Origin of the sequence: Bradyrhizobium uaiense, from assembly GCF_010811875.1 — a bacterium.
GTDB classification, from domain to species: Bacteria; Pseudomonadota; Alphaproteobacteria; order Rhizobiales; family Xanthobacteraceae; genus Bradyrhizobium; species Bradyrhizobium uaiense.
The window spans coordinates 1-20,875 of sequence record NZ_VKHP01000171.1; the positions used below are offsets into that span (position 1 = coordinate 1).

Annotated in this window: 18 protein-coding genes, 1 tRNA gene and 1 pseudogene; 10 read left to right on the forward strand and 10 right to left on the reverse strand. The window is 63.4% G+C overall.

Annotation, left to right across the window (positions count from 1 at the left end):
* The 3 genes from FNJ47_RS31640 to FNJ47_RS31650 form a co-directional block, all read right to left on the reverse strand.
* On the reverse strand, positions 1-715 hold a 715-nt coding region (locus FNJ47_RS31640), incomplete at its 3' end, for an IS701 family transposase (protein ID WP_163159867.1).
* A 398-nt stretch (positions 716-1,113) separates the two neighbouring features.
* Complete coding sequence (locus FNJ47_RS31645; RefSeq protein WP_163159868.1) at positions 1,114-2,721, reverse strand: choline dehydrogenase; 1,608 nt, start codon at positions 2,719-2,721, stop codon at positions 1,114-1,116.
* A 123-nt stretch (positions 2,722-2,844) separates the two neighbouring features.
* Entirely contained in the window at positions 2,845-4,278 is a 1,434-nt protein-coding gene (locus FNJ47_RS31650) for a coniferyl aldehyde dehydrogenase (RefSeq protein WP_163159869.1), read from the reverse strand.
* Between the two features lie 316 nt (positions 4,279-4,594).
* On the opposite strand from FNJ47_RS31650, the gene FNJ47_RS31655 reads away from it, so the two are divergent.
* A tRNA-Met gene (locus tag FNJ47_RS31655) sits at positions 4,595-4,671 on the forward strand.
* A gap of 75 nt (positions 4,672-4,746) precedes the next feature.
* Here FNJ47_RS31655 and FNJ47_RS31660 read toward each other — a convergent pair.
* Both FNJ47_RS31660 and FNJ47_RS31665 read right to left on the reverse strand, forming a co-directional pair.
* Positions 4,747-5,646 carry an NAD(P)H-binding protein gene (locus FNJ47_RS31660; RefSeq protein ID WP_163159870.1) on the reverse strand — a complete coding sequence of 300 codons (900 nt, stop codon included), beginning with the start codon at positions 5,644-5,646 and terminating at the stop codon, positions 4,747-4,749.
* A gap of 32 nt (positions 5,647-5,678) precedes the next feature.
* Entirely contained in the window at positions 5,679-6,578 is a 900-nt protein-coding gene (locus FNJ47_RS31665) for a DUF2189 domain-containing protein (protein ID WP_163159871.1), read from the reverse strand.
* A gap of 519 nt (positions 6,579-7,097) precedes the next feature.
* On the opposite strand from FNJ47_RS31665, the gene coxB reads away from it, so the two are divergent.
* From coxB to FNJ47_RS31695, 6 genes are all read left to right on the forward strand, one after another.
* Entirely contained in the window at positions 7,098-7,931 is an 834-nt protein-coding gene (gene coxB / locus FNJ47_RS31670) for a cytochrome c oxidase subunit II (RefSeq protein ID WP_163159872.1), read from the forward strand.
* A 74-nt stretch (positions 7,932-8,005) separates the two neighbouring features.
* A complete protein-coding gene (locus FNJ47_RS31675) occupies positions 8,006-9,781 on the forward strand; it encodes a cytochrome c oxidase subunit I (protein WP_163159873.1) in 1,776 nt (591 codons plus the stop codon).
* A complete protein-coding gene (locus FNJ47_RS31680) occupies positions 9,778-10,482 on the forward strand; it encodes a cytochrome c oxidase subunit 3 (RefSeq protein WP_163159874.1) in 705 nt (234 codons plus the stop codon). Before FNJ47_RS31675 ends, FNJ47_RS31680 begins: the two co-directional genes overlap by 4 nt.
* A 16-nt stretch (positions 10,483-10,498) precedes the next feature.
* The gene (locus FNJ47_RS31685) at positions 10,499-11,221 is read left to right on the forward strand and encodes a heme-copper oxidase subunit III family protein (protein ID WP_163159875.1); all 723 of its coding nucleotides are present in this window, start codon (positions 10,499-10,501) and stop codon (positions 11,219-11,221) included.
* Positions 11,222-11,230: 9 nt separating this feature from the next.
* Positions 11,231-11,632, forward strand: a complete 402-nt coding sequence (locus FNJ47_RS31690; protein ID WP_163159876.1) for a cytochrome C oxidase subunit IV family protein — start codon at positions 11,231-11,233, stop codon at positions 11,630-11,632.
* A gap of 23 nt (positions 11,633-11,655) precedes the next feature.
* Positions 11,656-11,850 carry a hypothetical protein gene (locus FNJ47_RS31695; protein ID WP_163159877.1) on the forward strand — a complete coding sequence of 65 codons (195 nt, stop codon included), beginning with the start codon at positions 11,656-11,658 and terminating at the stop codon, positions 11,848-11,850.
* Between the two features lie 256 nt (positions 11,851-12,106).
* Here FNJ47_RS31695 and FNJ47_RS31700 read toward each other — a convergent pair whose 3' ends face one another.
* Both FNJ47_RS31700 and FNJ47_RS31705 read right to left on the reverse strand, forming a co-directional pair.
* A complete protein-coding gene (locus FNJ47_RS31700; RefSeq protein WP_163159878.1) occupies positions 12,107-13,621 on the reverse strand; it encodes a helicase HerA domain-containing protein in 1,515 nt (504 codons plus the stop codon).
* A gap of 383 nt (positions 13,622-14,004) precedes the next feature.
* Positions 14,005-14,436: a winged helix-turn-helix transcriptional regulator gene (locus tag FNJ47_RS31705; RefSeq protein WP_163159879.1), complete on the reverse strand. Its 432-nt coding sequence runs from the start codon at positions 14,434-14,436 to the stop codon at positions 14,005-14,007.
* 55 nt (positions 14,437-14,491) lie between these two features.
* On the opposite strand from FNJ47_RS31705, the gene FNJ47_RS31710 reads away from it, so the two are divergent.
* From FNJ47_RS31710 to FNJ47_RS31720, 3 genes are all read left to right on the forward strand, one after another.
* Positions 14,492-14,971, forward strand: coding sequence for a hypothetical protein (locus tag FNJ47_RS31710; protein ID WP_163159880.1), 480 nt, complete (start codon positions 14,492-14,494; stop codon positions 14,969-14,971).
* Between the two features lie 15 nt (positions 14,972-14,986).
* The gene (locus FNJ47_RS31715) at positions 14,987-16,648 is read left to right on the forward strand and encodes an amidohydrolase (RefSeq protein ID WP_206685365.1); all 1,662 of its coding nucleotides are present in this window, start codon (positions 14,987-14,989) and stop codon (positions 16,646-16,648) included.
* Positions 16,649-16,848: 200 nt separating this feature from the next.
* A complete protein-coding gene (locus FNJ47_RS31720; RefSeq protein WP_163159882.1) occupies positions 16,849-18,138 on the forward strand; it encodes an MFS transporter in 1,290 nt (429 codons plus the stop codon).
* A 27-nt stretch (positions 18,139-18,165) separates the two neighbouring features.
* Here the strand turns inward: FNJ47_RS31720 and FNJ47_RS31725 are convergent, their stop codons facing one another.
* The 3 genes and pseudogenes from FNJ47_RS31725 to FNJ47_RS51650 all read right to left on the reverse strand — a co-directional run.
* A complete protein-coding gene (locus FNJ47_RS31725; protein WP_163159883.1) occupies positions 18,166-18,876 on the reverse strand; it encodes an alanyl-tRNA editing protein in 711 nt (236 codons plus the stop codon).
* 50 nt (positions 18,877-18,926) lie between these two features.
* Positions 18,927-20,099 carry an OpgC domain-containing protein gene (locus FNJ47_RS31730; RefSeq protein WP_163159884.1) on the reverse strand — a complete coding sequence of 391 codons (1,173 nt, stop codon included), beginning with the start codon at positions 20,097-20,099 and terminating at the stop codon, positions 18,927-18,929.
* A 201-nt stretch (positions 20,100-20,300) separates the two neighbouring features.
* A pseudogene (locus FNJ47_RS51650) lies at positions 20,301-20,875 on the reverse strand (hypothetical protein); the annotation flags it as partial.

The window sequence follows — 20,875 nt, forward strand, 5'->3', positions numbered from 1 at the left end:
ACACCTTCAGGTGCCGAGGGATGCCGACAGCCCAGGCCAGCCCGCGCTCTGTTAGCCCTTGTCGAAATGGTGCGCTAAGTCCGTATCCTGCATCCGCCAGCACACATCCAAAGCGCACGTTGGCTGCTATCGCGCGATCAATCTCGGCCAAAGCAATTTCCGGCTTGGACCGTGGCGTTCGGTGTTCGACTGGCACGCGGGCACGCTTCAAACGAGACACGTCGCTTGTCCAACTGTCAGGCAGAAAGAGACGTAACGCGACCATCACTGGCACTTCGCCGCGCGCAAGCGTCAAAGACACCATCGTTTGGCAATTTGCCGTTTTGCCGAGAGCCGACGCGTATTGAGCCGCAACACCAACCGAGCGTTCGCCCTTCTTCGGCAGTGAGGTGTCATCAATAACGAGCACCGCATCCCTACCGCCGACAAGTCGGTCCGCCTGGTTGAGCAGTTCCGTCTCTAGCGGCGTCGCGTCCCAGATGCCGTCCGCAATGAAATGGTGCAGCTGGTCGTAGTTGCCCGTGGCAAGGCGCTCCGCCATCGGCTGAACGCTCTTGCGATCGCCAGGACCGATCAGTCCCGCAACATACAGAGGACACATCCGCTGCCGAGTCTTGTGACCCAGCCGGTCCAAGAACGGCATCAGCCAGCGTTCGAGCTCGTCTTCCCATCCCGCCATGGTCAGCCCTCCAAGAGCCGACCACCCATGAATCATTGAAATATTGATTCGGGAATCCTATAAAGCACAGCAAAATCGACAATCTGCCAAAGTAGTGTTAGCTTTGTCGCCCGTGTGAGGGGAGCGAAATCCGGAGGCGCATGCGTCAAGGTCCCGGGCTACGGGGCGTAGGGCGTCTGCACGATTTCTGGATAATCGAAGAATGCCGCTGATTTGCCCGACGAGTCAAGTTGCCGTGTCGGCCGTCAGCCGCTGGCTACTGTGCATGGGGTTGTTTTCGATATTTTGGCGGTGCGCCCTGCGGCGGCAGGCTATCGCGTCGGGCTATCAGCAGTTTGGTAGGGTGGGCAAAGGCGCTCTTGCGCCGCGCCCACCATCACGAGCCGTGCAGGAAGAGGTGGGCACGCTTTGCTTTGCCCACCCTGCGCATTTGACTACCCCGCGTGCATCTCGGCCTTGATCATGTCGGCGGCCTTCTCGCCGATCATGATGGTCGGCGCATTGGTGTTGCCGCCGATCAGCGTCGGCATGATCGAGGCATCGACCACGCGCAGGGCTCCGAGCCCGTGCACGCGCAGCGTCGGATCGACCACCGCAAGCGGATCGCCGGTGCCCATCCTGCAGGTGCCGACCGGGTGATAGACGGTGTCGGAGCGCGCCCGCAGGATGCTGCGGATATCGTCATCGGTGCGGACATCTGATGTGAACATGTCCTTCTGCTGCAGCGCGCGCAGCGCCGGCGTGTCGAGCAGCCGCTTCGTCATCTTGAAGCCCGCGACCATGGTCTCGACGTCGCTGTCCTCGCCGAAGAAATTCGGATCGATCGCGGGGGCTGCCAGCGGATCGGCGCTGTTCAGCCAGACGCTGCCGCGGCTTGCCGGGCGCAGCAGGCAGACATGACAGGAGAAGCCGGTGCCCCAGCGCGGCTTGCGGCCGTGGTCTTCCACCATGGCCATGCAGAAATGCAGCTGGATGTCGGGGACGTCGAGCTCAGGTCGCGTCTTCAGGAAGCCGCCGCATTCGGCGACGTTCGAGGTCATCGGGCCGCGCCGCTCGCGCCGGTATTGCCCGATGCCCTTGAGGATCCGCCCGATGCCGCCCCAGGAGAGTCCTGAGAAATAAGGGGCGTCGGAAGCAAAGCCGAACACGAAATCGGGGTGATCCTGCAGGTTCTGTCCGACACCCGGCAGATGATGCACGCTGGCGATACCGTGCTTGCCGAGCGCCGCAGCGTCGCCTATGCCCGACAGCATCATCAATTGCGGCGACTGGAATGCACCGGCCGAGAGGATGACCTCGCGCCGTGCGCGCAGCACCTTCTTCTCCTTTCCCTGCATGTATTCGACGCCGACGGCGCGCTTGCCCTCGAAGATGATGCGGGTCGCCTGTGCCTGGGTCTCGATGCGCAGATTGGGCCGGCGGCCCATGTGGGGATGGATATAGCCGCGCGCGGCGCTCCAGCGCTCGCCGTTCCGCTGCGTCACCTGGTAGATGCCGAGGCCTTCCTGTTCGGCGCCGTTGAAATCGTCGCTGATCCGGAACTGGGCCTCGCGCGCGCCCTGCAGGAACGTCTCCTTGACCGGATTGTCGGACTGCAGGCCCGTAACGTTGAGCGGCCCGCCTTTGCCGTGATATTCGCCGTCGAGCTCGGTGTTGTTCTCCGAACGCTTGAAGTAGGGCAGGACGTCGGCGTAGCTCCAGCCGGTATTGCCGAGCGCAGCCCAGTGGTCGTAATCGGCGCGATGACCGCGGATATAGACCATGGCATTGATGGCGCTCGAGCCGCCGAGGCCCTTGCCGCGCGGCTGATACCCGATCCGGCCGTTCAAGCCCTTCTGCGGCACCGTGTCGAACGCCCAGTTGTTGAGCTTGCTCGAAAGCATGAGAATGATGGCGCCGGGCGTGGTCACCACCCAATTGTCGTTCTTGCCGCCGGCATCGAGCACCGCCACCGAGGTCGCCGGATCCTCCGACAACCGCCCCGCCACCGCGCAGCCGCCGGAGCCTGCGCCCACCACCACGAAATCGAATGTGTCAGTCACGTCTGTTTCCCCCATGTTTTCGTTGTTGTCCGTCATTGCGAGCGGAGCGAAGCAATCCACCTTTCCGCAGCGGAAGCATGGATTGCTTCGTCGCTTCGCTCCTCGCAATGACGGTATCAATGGCTACGACAGTAGCCGCATCAGCTTCTCCAGCCGCGCGACCTTCGCACCGTAGGGCGGATAGAGATCGGCGAGCCGGTTGAAGCGCGAGCGGTAGAAAATCGGCTTCAGCTTGGTCAGTGTCTTGAACCCCCATTCGCCGTGATAGGCGCCGGTGCCCGACGCGCCGACGCCGCCCATCGGCTGGTAGGCCTGCGCGAAATGGAACAGGCAGTCGTTGACGGTGACACCGCCGGACACCGTGCGCGCCAGCACCTCGTCGCGGGCCGCATTATCGGTGCCGAACCAGTACAGCGCCAGCGGGCGGTCGCGCTTGTTGATGAAGGCGATCGCCTCCGAGGCGTCGCGCGTGCCCATCACCGGCAGCAGCGGCCCGAAGATCTCCTCCTGCATCACGGTCATCTCGGGCGTCGCATCGACGATCACGGTCGGCGGGAATTTGCGCCGGTCCTTCCACTCTGCATCGTTCGGCGCCGCCGGCTGCATGATGGTCGCGCCCTTCGCTGCGGCATCGGCGACCAGGCTCTCGAGCCGTGTGTAGTGCCGGTCCGAGACGATCGAGGTGTAGTCCGGATTCCTGGGATCGGTGCCGAACATCTGCTGCATGTGGCCCTGCAGCCGCATCGCAAGCGACTGCACCGAGTCCTGCGGCACCAGCGCGTAATCGGGCGCGATGCAGGTCTGCCCGGCATTGAGCAGCTTGCCGTAGGCGATGCGCTGCGCGGCTTCATCGATGTCGGCGGAGCCGTCGACGATGACGGGAGATTTGCCGCCGAGCTCGAGCGTCACCGGCGTCAAATTGCGGCCACAGGCTTCGGCGACCAGCCGGCCGATGCGGGTCGAGCCGGTGAAGATCAGATGATCGAACGGCAGGGCGGCGAAGGCTCTTGCGATGTCGTCGTCGATATCGGTGACCGCGAGCTCGGTGGTGTCGAACTTCTTCGCGATCACCTCGGCCAGCAGTTCGGAGAACCGCGGCACCAGCTCGCTCGGCTTGATGATGGCGCGGTTGCCGGCCGCGATCGCGGCGACGGCGGGCGCCAGCGTCAACTGCAACGGATAATTCCATGGCGAGATGATCCCGACCACGCCGAGCGGCTGCGGCATCAGCCGGTTCCTGGCCGGCGCGAACTGCACGGTGGTCGGTATCCTCTCGGGTGCCATCCAGCCCTTGAGGTGCTTGGCGGCGTGCTTGATCTCGCCGAGCACCAGCATGGTCTCGGCGATCGCGGTCTCGATGGTTGAGCGGTGGCCGAAATCGGCCGAGATCGCCGCCTCGAATCGCGGCTCGTTCTCGGTCAGTGCGGCGCGCAAGCGGCGCAGTCGGTCGAGCCGCGCCTGCAATGTCGGCGCCGGCTCGCTGCGCGACAGCTCGAACTGGCGCTGAAAGGCCTCCTCAAGCGCATATAGCCCCGGGCTCTTCAATGGCCGGTCCATGGCGTTTCCCCTCGGATGACATTTCCTTGACGGATTTTGTTGGGCGCCAAGCTCTGCTTTTGCGCACGATCTGGCAAGACCCGGTTCCCGGCGGTAAATTTGCTAAGGAAATCGGTGATTTCGACGTCACAAAATCCTCAAAAACCCACATCCGGGGCTTTCCAAACCGACCTCACGTTGATACATACGCCCCGCACCCGACGGCTTCGGCCCGGGTCGCCTTCTCAGGAAGCCCTCCGGACGGATCGATCGGCGCCGTTATCAGCGTTGGCCGGCCGGTTCGGGCACTCCTTCTGCAAGGCATGCAACGGTTTAACGCGGGGTGGAGCAGCCCGGTAGCTCGTCAGGCTCATAACCTGAAGGTCATAGGTTCAAATCCTATCCCCGCAACCAAAATTGGTAGAAAGCCCCGGCAATCTCGGTTGATTGCCGGGGCTTTCTTTTTGCGGCCGGAGCGACCCGGCAGCATCACCGCACAGTTGGATTCAGCAGCATCGTCCGGAGGATTTCCTCGATCGAACGTGGCGACATGTCCAGCTGGGCAAATCCAGGCATGTCTGGTGACGACACGGTGTCGATCTGCATCAGCTCCACCTGGTTACGCGTAAGGGGGGCGTCGGGGAGTATCTCGGAGACCCATGCCAGTGCGTGCCAGACGACAAACGGTATCGGAATCAGGCGAGGCGTGAGGCCGGCTTGACGCGCAATCGCTCTGAGCAGTTCCTCGTAGGAGTACGGCGTCGGGCCGCCGAACTCAAAGACCGCCCGGTGGAACTCGGCCCGTTCCACGATCCGGGCAACCGCTTCCGCAACGTCTTCCACATAGGCCGGTTGCAATCTGGTCCGGCCGCTGCCGAACATCGGATAGATCGGAAGCCGACGAAACAGCGCGAGGACGGTGCTGAGAAACGCGTTGTCCGGTCCGAACATCACGGCCGGACGGACGAGACATGCATCGACGAATTCAGTGCGGACTGCCCGTTCGCCTTCGCCGCGCTTTCGGACGTAGCGGGATGGCGAGGCGGCATCGGCGCCGATCCCCGAAACATGAACAAGTCGTTTGACTCCGGTCCGGCGAGCCTGGGCTGCGACCCGTCGAGCCGCCTCGACGTGAACGGAGTGAAAAGTCTCCGGTCCGCGCTCGCGATAGAGACTGACAGCGTTGACGACGCCGTAAGCGCCGGCGAGCGCATCCGCGACGGATCGCGTGTCATGAATGTCGGCCTTGACGGATTGAAGATGCGGATCCTCGGAATCTGACCGCGTGTATGCCCCGTCCGGATGTCTGGATGCGATCCGGACGGGAAATTCGTGACTGCGCAGATGGCGAACGATGCGGTTGCCGAGAAAGCCGGTTCCGCCGAACACGACGATGGTGTGACCGTTCGTTGCTGCACCCTTTAGCGTTCGCGGCTCCACGGGAAGAGAGACGCAGGGAAATCTGCCGCGTAGCGATGACCCGTCGGCGTGGGAGGCTCCTCTTGCGGGGGATTCGGGTCGGGCTCCACCACCTTCCGATAAAGATGCCAGGTGGCATGACCGAGCACCGGCAGCACCACTGCGAGACCGACGAAGAATGGCAGTGAGCCCACAGCCAGCAACACCGCTACGATCAGCCCCCAAGCAGCCATCGTAACTGGATTCTCCCTCACGGCCCGCAGCGATGTCCGGATGGCGTCGATCGCGGTCGCATGCCTGTCGAGCAGCAGCGGAAACGATACGACGCTGACGCACAGGGACACGACGGCGAACAGGAAGCCGACGCCGCAGCCGACGATGATGAGCGTCCAGCCTTGCGGCGTCGTCAGCACCCGCGTTGCGAAATCAGGGATGCTCGCAGCCGGAGCATAGTCGAAGGTCGCGATGTAGATCGCGTCCGCAGCCGCGATCCAGACCCCGAACAGAACGAGCAGGAGCACGCCAAGTTCGAGCATGGCGCCAAAGGACGGCGCGCGCAGCACGTTGATTGCATCCCAGGCTGCGGCCTCCTCGCCGCGCTCGCGGCGGCGGCTGAGCTCGTAGAGGCCGAGCGCCGCGAAAGGACCGATCAACGTGAAGCCGGCGGCCAGCGGAAAGAGCAGCGGCAGCAATGAATAGCCAATGGTCATCCTGAACAGGACAAGGCCGAGAACGGGATAGATCACGCACAGCACGACTGCGTGCGTTGGTACGGCTATGAAGTCTTCCCAGCCCAGGTGCAGCGCATCGCGCAGGTCGGAAAGGCCGATCTTGCGAACGACAAAGTTGGAAGTGACGCCGAAGAATTGCAGGGGATGTCTGACGAAATACTGAGTGGCCATGACTCCGGTCTCCTTGCTCGTTGGCGCAGGGAGACGGCGCGGCCTTCAACTCGCGCACATTCGTCTCATGCGCGAAAATCGCGATTGAGCCCGGCAAGCCTGATTCAGCGAGAAGGAGCCTTACCGGACGATACCTGTCGCGACCGGAACGGGCACTCTAACGCGATGATAGCAAGATAGCGCTCACGGTTGGGTGAATTGTGCGCCTGCACAGGCCTCGTGTTGCGTCGCACCGCAGGACGTAGGGCCCGGCCGACAATTGCCGGTTTGCGCGGCGTCAGTCACGCGCAGAGCGCGGCATAGTCCTCTATTGACGCGCGGCTCGACGCGTACCATGTTGATTTTGACGCCCCCAGCTCCGAGACGCGCGGCCGTGGCGTGCACTCCGCGCCGCGACCGGTTGAATGGGCGAGGCAAGAGGCACGACGACAGCGGACGTGAAGTCCGCCATCGCGACAGACGTGAGCTCCGCCCTCCGGTTGGTATCCGATAGCCTCTGATGGCAAGGATGCATGAGGGATGGCTGTAGCAATCATACTGCTTCTCGTCGCGATCGCCTCGGTGGCGTTTCACCTCTTCAGCCCCTGGTGGTGGACGCCGCTTGCGTCGAACTGGAGCTATATCGACCACACCATCACCCTGACATTCTGGATCACCGGGGCGGTCTTTGTCGCGGTCGTCGTGTTCATGGCCTACTGCGTCCTCCGCTTTCACCACAAGGAGGGGCGGCGGGCCGCCTACAATCCGGAAAACAAGCGGCTCGAATGGTGGCTCAGCGTCGGGACTGCGATCGGCGTGGCAGCGATGTTGGCGCCCGGACTGGTCGTCTGGCATCAGTTCGTTACCGTTCCCGCCGATGCGACCGATGTCGAGGTCATGGGGCAGCAGTGGCAATGGAGCTATCGGCTCCCCGGCAAGGACGGCCGCCTCGGGACCTCCGATGCCCGCCTGGTCAGTCCCGACAATCCGATGGGGTTGAATCCCGACGATCCGAACGGAAAGGACGATATCGTTGTTCAGAACGACGACCTGCATCTCCCGGTCGGGAAACCGGTGAAGGTGCTGCTCCGCTCGATCGACGTCCTGCATGATTTCTATGTGCCCGAGTTCCGGGCGAAGATGGACATGATCCCGGGCTCGGTCACCTATTACTGGTTCACGCCGACCCGCACCGGAACGTTCGAGGTTCTGTGTGCAGAACTCTGCGGCGCGGCGCACGCGCAAATGCGCAGCAAGGTCATCGTCGAGGAAGACAAGGAATATCACGCCTGGCTGGAGAAGCAGCGGACGTTCGCCGAGTTGTCGAGCCCGCGTAGCGTCGCGAAGGTGATCTACAAGACAGGCAGCGAATGACAATACCGACGAGGAGGTGCCATCCAGCGTGAGGCGAACTCCTCGCCGAGCAAAGGACCAAGGAGGGTGTTCCGATGGTCGATGTCCCGTTTGACACAGTCGCAGGCATCCCGCCCGCCGAAGTGGGCGAGGTCGATCTCTATCATCCGAAGAGCTGGTGGACGAGATACGTCTTTTCGCAGGACGCCAAGGTTATCGCCATCCAGTACTCGATCACGGCGATGTCGATCGGAATGGTCGCGCTGGTGCTGTCGTGGCTGATGCGACTGCAACTGGGATTTCCCGGCACGTTCTCCTTCATCGATCCCAACCAATATCTCCAGTTCATCACCATGCACGGCATGATCATGGTGATCTACCTGCTCACCGCGTTGTTCCTTGGCGGCTTCGGCAACTACCTCATCCCGCTCATGGTCGGCGCGAGGGACATGGTGTTCCCCTATGTGAACATGCTGAGCTACTGGGTCTACCTGCTCGCGGTCGTGGTGCTGGTCTCGACTTTCTTCGTCCCTGGTGGGCCCCCCGGTGCCGGCTGGACGCTGTACCCGCCGCAAGCGATTCTCTCCGGCACGCCGGGGCAGGATTGGGGCATCATTCTCATGCTGGCCTCCCTGATCCTGTTCATCATCGGCTTCACCATGGGCGGGCTCAACTATGTGGTGACGGTGCTGCAGGCGCGCACGCGCGGCATGACGTTGATGCGGCTGCCCCTGACGGTGTGGGGCATCTTCACGGCGACGGTCATGGCGCTGCTGGCCTTCCCGGCGCTGCTCGTCGCCTCGGTGATGCTGCTGCTCGACCGCCTCCTGGGGACCAGCTTCTTCATGCCCACGCTGGTCGAGATGGGCCAGCTGACGAAGTATGGCGGCGGCAGCCCGATCCTGTTCCAGCATCTGTTCTGGTTCTTCGGCCATCCCGAAGTCTACATCGTCGCCTTGCCGGCCTTCGGCATCATTTCCGATCTGATCAGCGTCCACGCGCGGAAGAACATCTTCGGCTATCGCATGATGGTCTGGGCGATCGTGGCGATCGGCGCTCTCAGCTTCGTCGTTTGGGCGCACCACATGTATGTGAGCGGCATGCACCCGTATTTCGGGTTCTTCTTCGCTACCACCACCCTCATCATCGCCATTCCGACCGCGATCAAGGTTTACACCTGGGTGCTGACCCTGTGGCGCGGCGACATTCATCTTACGATCCCGATGCTGTTCGCGCTTGCGTTCATCGTCACGTTCGTGAACGGCGGACTGACCGGGCTGTTCCTCGGCAACGTGGTCGTGGACGTTCCGCTGTCCGATACGATGTTCGTGGTCGCCCACTTTCACATGGTGATGGGCATTGCGCCGATCATGGCCGTGTTCGGCGGGATCTATCATTGGTATCCGAAGATCACCGGACGAATGCTCAATGAGGTGCTTGGACGATTCCACTTCTGGGTTTCGTTCCTCGGGGCCTATGCGATCTTCTTTCCCATGCATTATCTGGGGCTGTTGGGCATGCCCCGCCGCTATCACGATATCGGCGAAACGGCGTTCGTCCCGGCATCCGCTCACGACCTCAATGCGTTCATGAGCGTGGCGGCCCTGATTGTCGGCTTCGCTCAACTGGTGTTCCTGTTCAACCTGGTCTGGAGCCTGTTCAAGGGCAAGGAGGCCGGCGGCAATCCGTGGGGCGCCGCGTCGCTGGAATGGCAAACACCAGAAACCCCGCCCGGGCATGGTAACTGGGGCAAGGAGCTCCCGATCGTCTATCGCTGGGCCTACGACTACAGCGTACCCGGCGCCGCCGGGGATTTCGTCCCGCAGAATGAGCCGCCGGCCGGGTTGCTGGCGCAGGGGGCCGGTCCATGAGCGCCATTATCCTGTTCATGGCTGGAATAGCAGCAATTGCGGGATGGTGGCTCTCGCAACAGCGGCTGGCGGCCAAGCCGTGGCTGGAGGAGGGCGTGCTCGTCGATCTTCGCGAGCAGAGCGGTTCGTCGCCACCGACGGCGAAGATCGGGCTAGGCGTGTTTCTCGCGGTCGTCGGCTCGCTGTTCGCACTCTTCATCAGTGCTTACTCCATGCGCATGACTATGGTCGACTGGCGGGCGCTACCGGTGCCGGCGCTGCTGTGGTTCAACACAGGCGCGCTGGTGTTGAGCAGCGTTGCGCTGCAATGGGCGTACACGGCCGCGCGGCGCGACGACATCGACGGTGTGATTCTCGGTCTGCTCAGCGGGGGGGCGTCCGCCGTTACGTTCCTGATCGGGCAGCTTCTGGCGTGGCGACAGTTGGCCGGCGCCGGGTATTTCGTGGCGTCCAACCCGGCCAATTCCTTTTTCTACCTGATCACCGCGGTGCACGGGCTGCATCTGATGGGCGGTCTGGTGGCCTTGGGCAGAACGACCTCCAAGGTGTGGCGTAGCGCCGAGGTGATCCGGGTGCGGCTGAGCGTGGAACTCTGCGCCATCTACTGGCATTTCCTGCTGTTGGTCTGGCTGGTCTTGCTTGGTCTTCTGACCGGCTGGACTGACGGCTTCGTCGACATCTGTCGCCAATTGCTCACCTAGGAAGGGGCAGAACCAGATGGCAGAGACGGCGCTGACAAACACGATAGAACCGCCTGCACGCCCCGGAGGCTGGCGCGGCATCGCCGCTGACTGGTCCTCGGATCAGCGCGCCTTCAAGAACGTTTCCTGGGGGAAGGCCATGATGTGGATCTTCCTCCTCAGCGACACCTTCATCTTCAGCTGCTTCCTGCTGTCGTACATGACGGCGCGAATGTCCACGACCGTGCCGTGGCCCAATCCCAGCGAGGTCTTCGCCCTCACGATCGGGGATAAGAGGATCCCGCTTATCCTGATCGCTATCATGACCTTCATCCTGATCAGCAGCAGCGGGACGATGGCGATGGCCGTCAACTTCGGTTATCGCCGCGATCGCGTGAAAACTGCGGCCTTGATGCTGGCCACAGCGGCATTCGGCGCAACGTTCGTCGGAATGCAGGCCTTCGAATGGACCAAGCTGATCCTGGAGGGCGTCCGGCCCTGGGACAATCCCTGGGGGGCGGCGCAGTTTGGTGCAAGCTTCTTCATGATCACCGGCTTCCATGGCACCCACGTGACGATCGGCGTGATTTTCCTGATCGCCATTGCGCGAAAGGTTTTGCGGGGAGACTTCGATGTCGAACGGCGCGGCTTCTTCACAAGCCGGAAAGGGCACTACGAGATCGTCGAGATCACCGGCCTGTACTGGCACTTCGTCGATCTCGTGTGGGTGTTCATCTTTGCGCTTTTTTATCTCTGGTGAGGTCGCAGCATGACAAACTTCGCGGTACATCTGGAAGCGCAGCAACACTCGCTGCAAGCTCAAGTGCACGACACGCTCGCGTCAGGAACGGTGCACACAACGGGCCAGCAGCATCCGATCAAGCTTTATCTCGTGGTCTGGGGATGGTTGTTCGTTCTCAGCACCTGCTCCTATCTCGTCGACTACTTTGGCCTCCATGGTCATCTCCGATGGTCGCTGATCCTGCTGTTCATGGTGTTGAAGGCTGGCCTAATCGTCGCTGTCTTCATGCATATGGCCTGGGAGCGGCTGGCTCTGGCCTACGCGATCCTGCTGCCGCCGGTGCTGGTGTTGGTATTCGTGGCGATCATGATGTTCGAATCCGACTACACGCATCTGCTCCGGGTCATATTCTTCGCTCCGGTGACGTAGTGGCGCAGGCATGGAGGTTTTGGATGCAGTTTACCGTCGGCTTCAAACTGAACGGAAAGGCAGACCACGTCGTCCTGGACGGACAAGACGCGCTCGCCGCGGCGCTGAAGGTGAAGGCAGAGCTTCCGGAAGCCGTCATCATGTATGTGCGCCCACAAAACCGGCGTGGCGATGCCCGTCATCCGTCGCATGCGCTCGCCGACGACGTTGTTCGATGAGAGGCCGGTGGATCCGGGATGCCTAAAGATCAGCAAATTGGATGTTGAGCCGGAAGTCGCCGTCGGGCCGGTGGCGGATCGGTCCAAGAGCGGAGCCTGACTCGCCGGCGCCTGATCCTGCTAGATCTGAACTGCCAACGAATGTCGGTATCGGTGGTTGCGCCTCCCCGCAACCAAATCTCTCGACCGGCAGAGATGAAAAGCCCGCCTTTCGGCGCGCTTTTTCGTGCTCGGATTCTTGCTGCTCAATCCCGGATCACAGTGACGAGGCCCTGCTGGCTGCTTCCGCCGACACATCATCGGCATTCGGATCCGCGGCGGCCGTGGCCCAGGCGAGCTCGACGAGGGTCACGGTCCGGCGGCCGGTGCCGTCGAGCTGGCAGACGATCAGGCCTTGTTCCTCGATGTAGGTCAAAAGGTGCCGCGCGCGGCGCAGCGAGTGCGTGCCGTAGGCGCGGGCGATCGCTGCATCGCTCGGGCAGGGCCAGCCTTCCTTCGCCGCGCGGGCGATCATCATGAAGACGCCTTGCATGTCCTCGGGCAGCAGGGCGGCACGCAGCGAGACGTCCTGCCACACGTCGTCCTCGGCCATGTCGGTGCCGAGCCCGGCGCGGGCGCGCGTCAGCATGCGGCGGAAATCGGTCAGCTCGGGCACCACGGCGCCGAGTCCCTCGATGCGGCAGCGGACTACGAACTCCTGATAGAGCACGCCGATGGCGCGGAAGCCCGCGTCGGGCTCGGCGAGGATGGCGCGCAGGATGCGATCCAGCCGCTCACGCCGCTCGGCCAGTTGCTCGGCGCTCGGCGGCGGCTCGGCGGTTTCAGGCTCCGGCTCCGGTGCTGGTGATTTGGCGGCCATCAATTGGCTGAGCAGGTCCGGCGCCGGCGCGCGGCGCGGCGGCCGCACGGTTTCGGGCGGCGGAGCTGCGAGGATGATGGCGCGTGCGTCCTCCAGGGCCGCTTCGGGCAGCGGCATCAGCCGCGGCGCCGCGTTGCGCGGCTGCGTGTCCGTTGGACCGATGCGCAAGCCCAGCGGGCGGCGCGAGAGCGCGGGCCCCAGCGCCATGAATTGTCCGCGCTCGAGGTCGCGGAAGGCTTCCGCATGGCGCCGCTCCATGCCGAGCAGGTCGGCGGCGCGCGCCATGTCGATATCGAGGAAGGTCCGGCCCATCAGGAAGTTCGACGCTTCGGCCGCGACATTCTTGGCGAGCTTCGCCAGCCGCTGGGTCGCGATGATCCCGGCAAGGCCGCGCTTGCGGCCACGGCACATCAGATTGGTCATCGCGCCGAGCGAGAGCTTGCGCGCCTCGTCGGTGACCTCGCCTGCAACCGCCGGCGCGAACAGCTGCGCCTCGTCCACCACCACCAGCATCGGGTACCAGTGGTCGCGCGGGACCTCGAACATTCCGCCGAGGAAAGCCGCCGCCCGCCGCATCTGGTTCTCGGCGTCGAGCCCTTCGAGATTGAGCACCGTGGAAACGCGGTGGATGCGCACGCGCTCGCCGGCGACCTGCAAACTGCGCTCGGTATGGTCCTCGGCATCGATCACGAGGTGGCCGAATCGCTCGGCGAGCGTCACGAAATCACCCTCGGGATCGATGATGGTCTGTTGCACCCACGGGGCGCTCTGTTCCAGGAGCCGGCGCAGCAGATGCGATTTGCCGGAACCCGAATTGCCCTGCACCAGCAGGCGCGTGGCCAATAGCTCCTCGAGGTCGATGGCCGCCGAAGTGCCGGCCGTCGTTTGTCCCATCTCGATCGCTACGGTCATGCCCCGACTCAAATCATCCTTGCGGAGACGCGGCTTAACAAGCCGATCGCGCCCCGTCGAGCGGACCGCGGCACGATCCCCAGGCGCGACCGGACTTAACCGATGGCGCTGCTCGTCCGGCGAGATGGCGATTGATCGAGCCACTACAGCGTGTCTGATTTGCCTGCCAATCCGGTGAGGATTCTTTCCGCGTCAATTTCGGTTCAGATGCGCGATCCGGCCAATTCGGACCCACTCCCCGTTCAATCAGTCCGTCGAACTCGACGCCTGAGTTCAATTATGACGCATTCATTTCCTACTGCCGGTCCGACGGGATTGCCGTTGCACGACGGCTGCGGCGTACACCCGGCGCGGGAATCGGTGAGCAAACCGGTCGAACGCAATTATCGTTGCACGTTCTGCGCGGACGGGTGCCCCGAGGTCCGGTAGGTCTTGCCACCGTCGCCGTGCTGAGCGCTTCGCCGCGGCTCGGGTGGTCGCCACGTAACGCCCTGTTCGGCGAGCAGATTGTTTCCCCACCCGGCCAGCGGGGTCAGCAGCGCAACAAGCTCGAATCCTCTCTCCGTCAGCGCGTAGATCGATCGTTCGGATGAAATCTTGCGCTGCCGGACCGCGCCGTCGGCGATCATGTCCCGCAGCAGGCTGGACAAGACCTGCTGGCGAACGCCCACGATCGAGTTGCGCAATTCGCCGAAGCTGAGTTCGTCCAGCGAAAGCAGATGAAGCACCCGGACCTTCCACTTGCCCGAGACGATCTTGAGGACCGCCTCGACGGGGCACGGATCCGGGGCAGGGCGCTTGCGATGGTAGGCCATGGTTTCCTCGGTCAGAAATTAATGTGTCTGGCTGGTCCATGATTGATGTGGGACCGTGAAACGGCGCGAGCAACGTAACCAGCCCGCCGCCAGGAATATCTCGCAGGAATATCTCGCAAGGTCCTTCATGGGTGACTCGATGAACGGTCGGATTCTCAGTCTGCTTCTTTGGGCCGGCGTGGCCTACTTCTGCTGCATGGCGATGGCGCACTTCTTCGGGATCAAGGTGCCGATCCTGTTCGTCTACTACGATACACCCTATTACGCCTATCAGGACAAGATCATCTCGTTCGCGGTGGTGGCCTATATCTGCCTGTTTGCCTCCGCCGCGCGTTCGGGCGAGGTCGTCTTCGCCTTGGTCGCGATCTGGCTCACGGTTCTCGGTCTGTGCGCCGTCAATCTTTCCGACGCGCTGCAAGGCGTTCTCACCGGCAAGTCCCCCCTGCCTTACTGGCTGCAGACCGCCGCAATCGCGGCCTACGCTCTCGGCCTCACTATTTTCTCGCGTCAGCCGCGAATCTTGTCGGCGCACTGAGGGCCAAGCACGATGATGCGGCCGGAATTGATCTTCCATCATGGAAAAGTGTTCACGGCGGATGCCGCCGCGAGCCGCGCCGAGGCGATTGTGGTGGCCGGCGGCATGATCGTTGCCGTCGGTCACGATCTCGACGTCAAAAGCCTGGCCGGTCCCGGAACCAGGATGGTGGACCTCGGCGGCGGCATGCTGTTGCCCGGTATCGTCGACGTGCACAACCACCATCTCCGTGGCGGGCAAGCCGACCTCTATGAATTGAAACTCCTGCCGACGATGTCGTTCGATGCGGTGCTCGAAGCTGTGCGCGCGCGATGCGCGACGACGAAACCGGGCGAGTGGGTCTTTGGCGGCATCTGGGGAAGTCAACTGGTCGAAATGATCGGCCGTGCAAGTTCGCTGGCGGAGCTCGATGCCGTTTCCGGAGCGCATCCGGTGATGCTGCGCGACGACAGCCAGCACAACCGGTGGGTCAATTCTCGCGCGTTGGAACTGATCGGGATCGACGCCGGCACCCCCGATCCCCAGGACGGTCAAATCCTGCGCGATGTGGAGACCGGGGCTGCGACCGGGCTGTTGCTGGAGCGAGCCTCGGGGCTCGCCGAGCAGGCGGTCGAGCGAAGCATCCCGGATCTTGCGGAGCGCAACAAGGCTTCGTGCCGCCGCGCGGTCGAGATTCTCAATGGCTTCGGCGTCACCGCCTTTCAGGACGCAACGACGACGCTCCCGTTCCTGGAGGCGCTGGCCGCGCTCGATCGCGCGAATGAGCTCAATGGCTGGTGCGTCGCCTCGCTGCCCGCGCAGCGGACCCTGTCGGGCGCCGATCTCGTCGGCGACGCGCTGATCGTGCGCCGCGAGACCTATCGCACCCGCCACGTCCGCCCCGATTTCATCAAGCTGTTCATGGACGGGGTGCCGACGACGCGTACCGCCGCCATGCTCACGCCATACCGCGCCACGCGCTTGCAAGGCTGCTGCTTTTGCGGCGATCCCTTGATCTCGATTCCTGATCTGGTGCGGTGGATCGCAAAGGCTGAGAAACATCGGATGCGGGTCAAGGTGCATTGCACCGGCGATGCCGCGGTTCGCGATACGCTCGACGCCATCGACGTCGTGCGCAGCTTCAACGGATCCGGAAACGGCGTCGGTGCTACTCACCAGATCGCGCATGCGGGCTTCGTTGCGCCCGCCGATATCCCGCGCTTCCGCGCGCTCGATGTCGCAGCCGACCTGTCGCCGATCATCTGGTATCCCGGCCCGATCCAGGAAGCCATCCGCGCGGCGATCCCGGAGGATCGCGCCGACTGCTATTGGCCGCTTCGCGATTTCCACGCCGCCGGCGCGTTGATGGCGGCCGGATCGGACTGGCCGGTTGTGGCCAATCCGGACCCCTGGCTCGGGATCGAAGGCATGATCACGCGCCGCAATCCGCGGAGCGGATATGAAGGCGCGCTTTGGCCGGAGCAGGCCCTCGATCTCGAGACGGTGCTGCGCATCTACACCGTCAACGCGGCGCAGGCGATGGGCTTGTCCGATCTCACCGGATCGATCGAAGCCGGAAAGTCGGCAGATTTCATCCTGGTCGATCGCGACTTGTTCGCGACCGCGCCGGAGCGTCTATCGCAGACCAAGGTGCTTTCGACCTGGTTCGAGGGTCGTCAGGTTCACGAGGCCGGATGAAAACTCGCGCGTGGCCGGCTCGAAAGTTCCTCTTGGAGGAAGACATCCCGGCTTTCGAGATTACTGCCTGAGAAATTCCAGCTGCCGTTCCTGAACGGCGCCGCCATTCTCATGCCGGATACCTCCGTCCCGTTTGCCGGAGATGTCTCCTCGCGCAAACCTCGTCATAGTCCGCGCACAAAAGAAACATGCGAGGAAACATGACTGAGAGCATCGTTGATGGCGTAGCGCCGTCGGTCGCGGCGCCTGGTGCGGCGTCGCCGCGAAAAGTGTTTTGGGCGACCTGGTTCGGCTGGATGCTCGATGGCTTCGATTCCTCGATGTACGGCTACATCCTGGTCAGCGCGCTGAGCGAGCTGTTGCCCGCGAGCGGCATCGAGCCGAGCAAGGCCAATATCGGCATCTATGGCGGCCTGCTGTTCTCGATCTTCATGCTGGGCTGGGCCTGCTCGATGGTCTGGGGCTGGGCCGCGGACCGTTACGGGCGGGTCCGGATCATGTGTTGGACCGTGCTGGTCTACTCGCTGTTCACGGCGTTGTGCGGACTTGCGACCGGGATCGTGATGTTTGCCTTGTTTCGCTTTGTTGCCGGCTTCGGCATCGGCGGCGAATGGGCCGCGGGCACGCCGCTGCTGCAGGAATCCGTGCCGGAGAATACGCGGGTGCGGCTTGCGGGATGGCTGCACACGGCAACGCCGACCGGGCTGTTCCTCGCCGCCGCCGTCACGCTCGCGATCGGCAGCACGCTCGGCTGGCGCGGCATGTTCCTGCTCGGCATCCTGCCGGCGCTCCTGATTGCGTATCTGCGCAGCAACATTCCCGAACCCTCGCACAGCGCTCAGCGCGAGCAGCCGTCGGTCTCGGCCTTGTTTGCCGGCGATCAGGCGCGCACCACCTGGGCCGCGGCGCTGATGATGGCCTGCATCATCTTCGGCCTGTGGTCGTCGAACTTCTGGGCGCCCACCGTGATTGCGACCAAGCTGGTCGCAGCGGGCGCGACGCCGGCGCATGCGCAGGAGATGGGCGCGGTGGCCGGCCTGATCACCAATGTCGGCACGCTGATCGGCTGCCTCCTTGTACCATCGCTCACCACCTGGCTCGGCAGCCGGCGCCGCACCGCGGTGCTGTTCTTCATCGGCGGGCTGATCTCCGTCGTGGTCTGCTACGAAGTCGCGATCGAATGGCTCGATAATCTGACGCTGTTCATGGTGCTGCTGCCGGTGCTCGGCTTCTTCACCAACGGCGTGTTCGGCCTGTTCACGATCTGGCTGCCGGAGATGTTTCCGTCGGCGCTGCGCGGGACTGGCTCCGGCTTCGCCTTCAGCATGGGTCGCGTGCTCGGCGCGGCCGGCCCGTCGCTGATCGGTGCGCTCGCCGCCCGCACCGGGAGCTTTCCGCTGGCGATCTCGATGCTGTCGCTGATCTATGTGATCGGCCTGCCGCTGATCAAGCTGGCACCGGAGACCGCAGGAAAGCCGCTCGCGAAGTAGCGAGCGCTCACGGCTTGCGAGGGTCGGTCAGATCGCGACCTTGATCCTGCGGTTCTGGCGGCCCTTGTTGTCGATCTTGACGATCCGTGCGGGGCGGGACTGCCCGGTCGACATCAGATGGGTGCCGCCGCAGGCCTGCCGGTCGAGACCGAGGATCTCGACGATCCGGACGAGGCCATCCTCGCCGACCGGCGGAGCGACGGCCTTGCTGCGAAACAATCCGGGAATAGCTTGCGCCTCGGCGTGCGGCATGAGGGCGGCACTCACCGCAAGGTCCTGCCGGATGATGTCGGTCAGCGGCGCCTCGAGCGCCCGCAGTGCCTCATTGTCGGCGCCGGGCAGATCGAAATCGACGCGGAATGTGCCGTCGGCATTGAGTTGCGCGCCGGTCAGCAGCGCGCCGCCGAACCGCGTATAAACCAGCGCGTTGATGACATGGGCGAGCGTGTGCAGTTCGCACATCATCGCACGAAACGCCGGCTCGACCTCAAGCATGACCTTGCCGGAGATCAGGCTGTCGCCCGGGACCAGGTGCCAGAGGCCGCGCGCGTCACGCTCAAGCCCGGTCACCGGCAGCTCGCCGCCGGACCATTTCAGAGTACCACGGTCGGCAAGCTGGCCGCCGCCGCCCGGAAAGAACGGCGAGTGTTTGAGCAGAATTGCTCCGGGCCGCGCGTCGATCGCGTCGGCTTCGAGTTGCAGGATGTCGGGATGGTCATGAGTGAAGGCGCGGGACATCCCATTACTCTAGCGCATGCACATCGCCTTTGACCATCTACGCCGGCCGGCTATTCCGCCGGCCTTGCGGCCACCGGGGCTTCCGCAGCCGCGGGTTTCTTTGCGGGCGCCTTGTCGACCTTCTTCGACCAGGAGCGGTAATAGGCGAGCACCGTCATCAGCACGATGCCGACGAAACTGACCACGATCTGCATCCACAAGCTACCGGAGACCTCAACCAGCACCACATGCGCGACCACGGCGAGGAAGACGCCCGAGCAGAACACCTCGAGCGACTGTTGGCCGCATTTGATGATCGGCTGGAACACCGGCCATTCATATCCTGGCCATTCGCGCGGCAGGAAGCGCGTGACGAAGAAGGCCAGCACCACGAAGTGCAGCACGCGATAGGGTGCGAGGTTGGTCTTGTCGTTCGGATTGAAGGCATCATAGAGCCAGGGCGGCATCGCCTGACCCAGCTCCGGGAAGCGACCCGCCAGCGTCATCACCAGCGCGAACAACAGATAGGCGCCGCCGAGCCAAAGGAAGGTGCGCGAGCGGATGAAGTTGATCGACTCGCCTGCACCGCCGAGCGCGAACCAGCCGCCGAACACGAACAGGAACTGCCAGCAGAACGGATTGAAGTACCATGTGCCGGATGGATAGGCCGGCAGGTTCCAGCCGAAATGGCGTGCCGCCAGATACAGCAGGAACGAGGCCAGCAGCGTCAGATTGAGCTTCCGCAGCATCGCCCACAGCACCAGCGGATAGACCAGCATCAGCGCGATGTAGAGCGGCAGCACGTCCATGTTGACCGGCTTGAACGCCAGGATCAGGCCCTGATAGAGCGTCTCCGCCGGGTTCTGCATGAAGCCCGCGACGTTGAACTCGTTCTGCAGATTGGGATCGTGGTAGCGCTGGGAGAGGTAGCCGATCTCGGCGATGTAGATCACGAACAGCAGGACATGCGCCACATAGATCTGCCAGGCCCGCTTGATCAGGCGGGTGGCGCCGATCACGGTGCCGCGCTCGAGCATCATGCGCGCATAGACGAAGGATGCGGTGTAGCCGGAGATGAACACGAACAGATCGGCCGCGTCGCTGAAGCCGAAATTCTTCTGCGTGATCCAGTTCACCGCGTTGTTCGGGATATGGTCGAGATAGATCGCCCAGTTGGCGAAGCCGCGCAGCAGGTCGAGCCGATAGTCGCGGCCACGCGGCGGCAGAACAGCCTTGACGTCCATCGGTTCGCTCCCATCCCCAGTGGCCGCGACTTCGGCCGCGGGCCGCCCACCACGTCATACTAGAACATGATTTCGACGGCCGTGTATCGGTTTCTGGGAAAGGATAGTCTCAACAGCCGGCCGGACAACGCGGATTCGGATCAAATCGTTCCGGCGGCGGGCCAGGCTTTGGCACGGCTATGACGTGTGCATGCCGGCGGGCTAACGCTGAACAAATCCGTTGTGCAGCGTGGTGAACAGCGCCTTGCCTTTTTCACCAGATCGTATTGGCGCCCGTAGAGCAGCCAGACCGCGGGCGAGGTGGCACATCCCGCCCATCATCAGCGACATCGCGGTGTTGGGATCGAGATTGCGGCGATAGGTGCCGGCGCGGCTCGCCTGCCTGATCAGCTGCACGTAGCGCAGCGCGTATTTGTCGACCGCCTTCTTGATCCGCGGCTCGGCGGCAAGCACGCTCGGGGCGGTACTCGATGGATGAGGCGGCGCCCTCGGTACCGGAAAGGAAGCCGGAATTTCAGCGGCGATGTTTTCCGCCGCAAGTTTGTCCATTTCTTGCGCGATAAAACTACGAGTTGTGAGTAGATAGTTTGTCACTGGGGGGAAGAAATGGCGCCGTATTCGCTTCGATCCACCCGTTCCGCACGCACGATCGTCGGCCATGCGCAGGCGGCTGTCGTCGTTCAGCTTGTACCAGGTGCGGTTGGTCTCGTCGGTGACCTTGAAGATGCGGCCGTCCGGCGCGACGCCGTAGACGCCCATGCCGGCGACCGCGACGA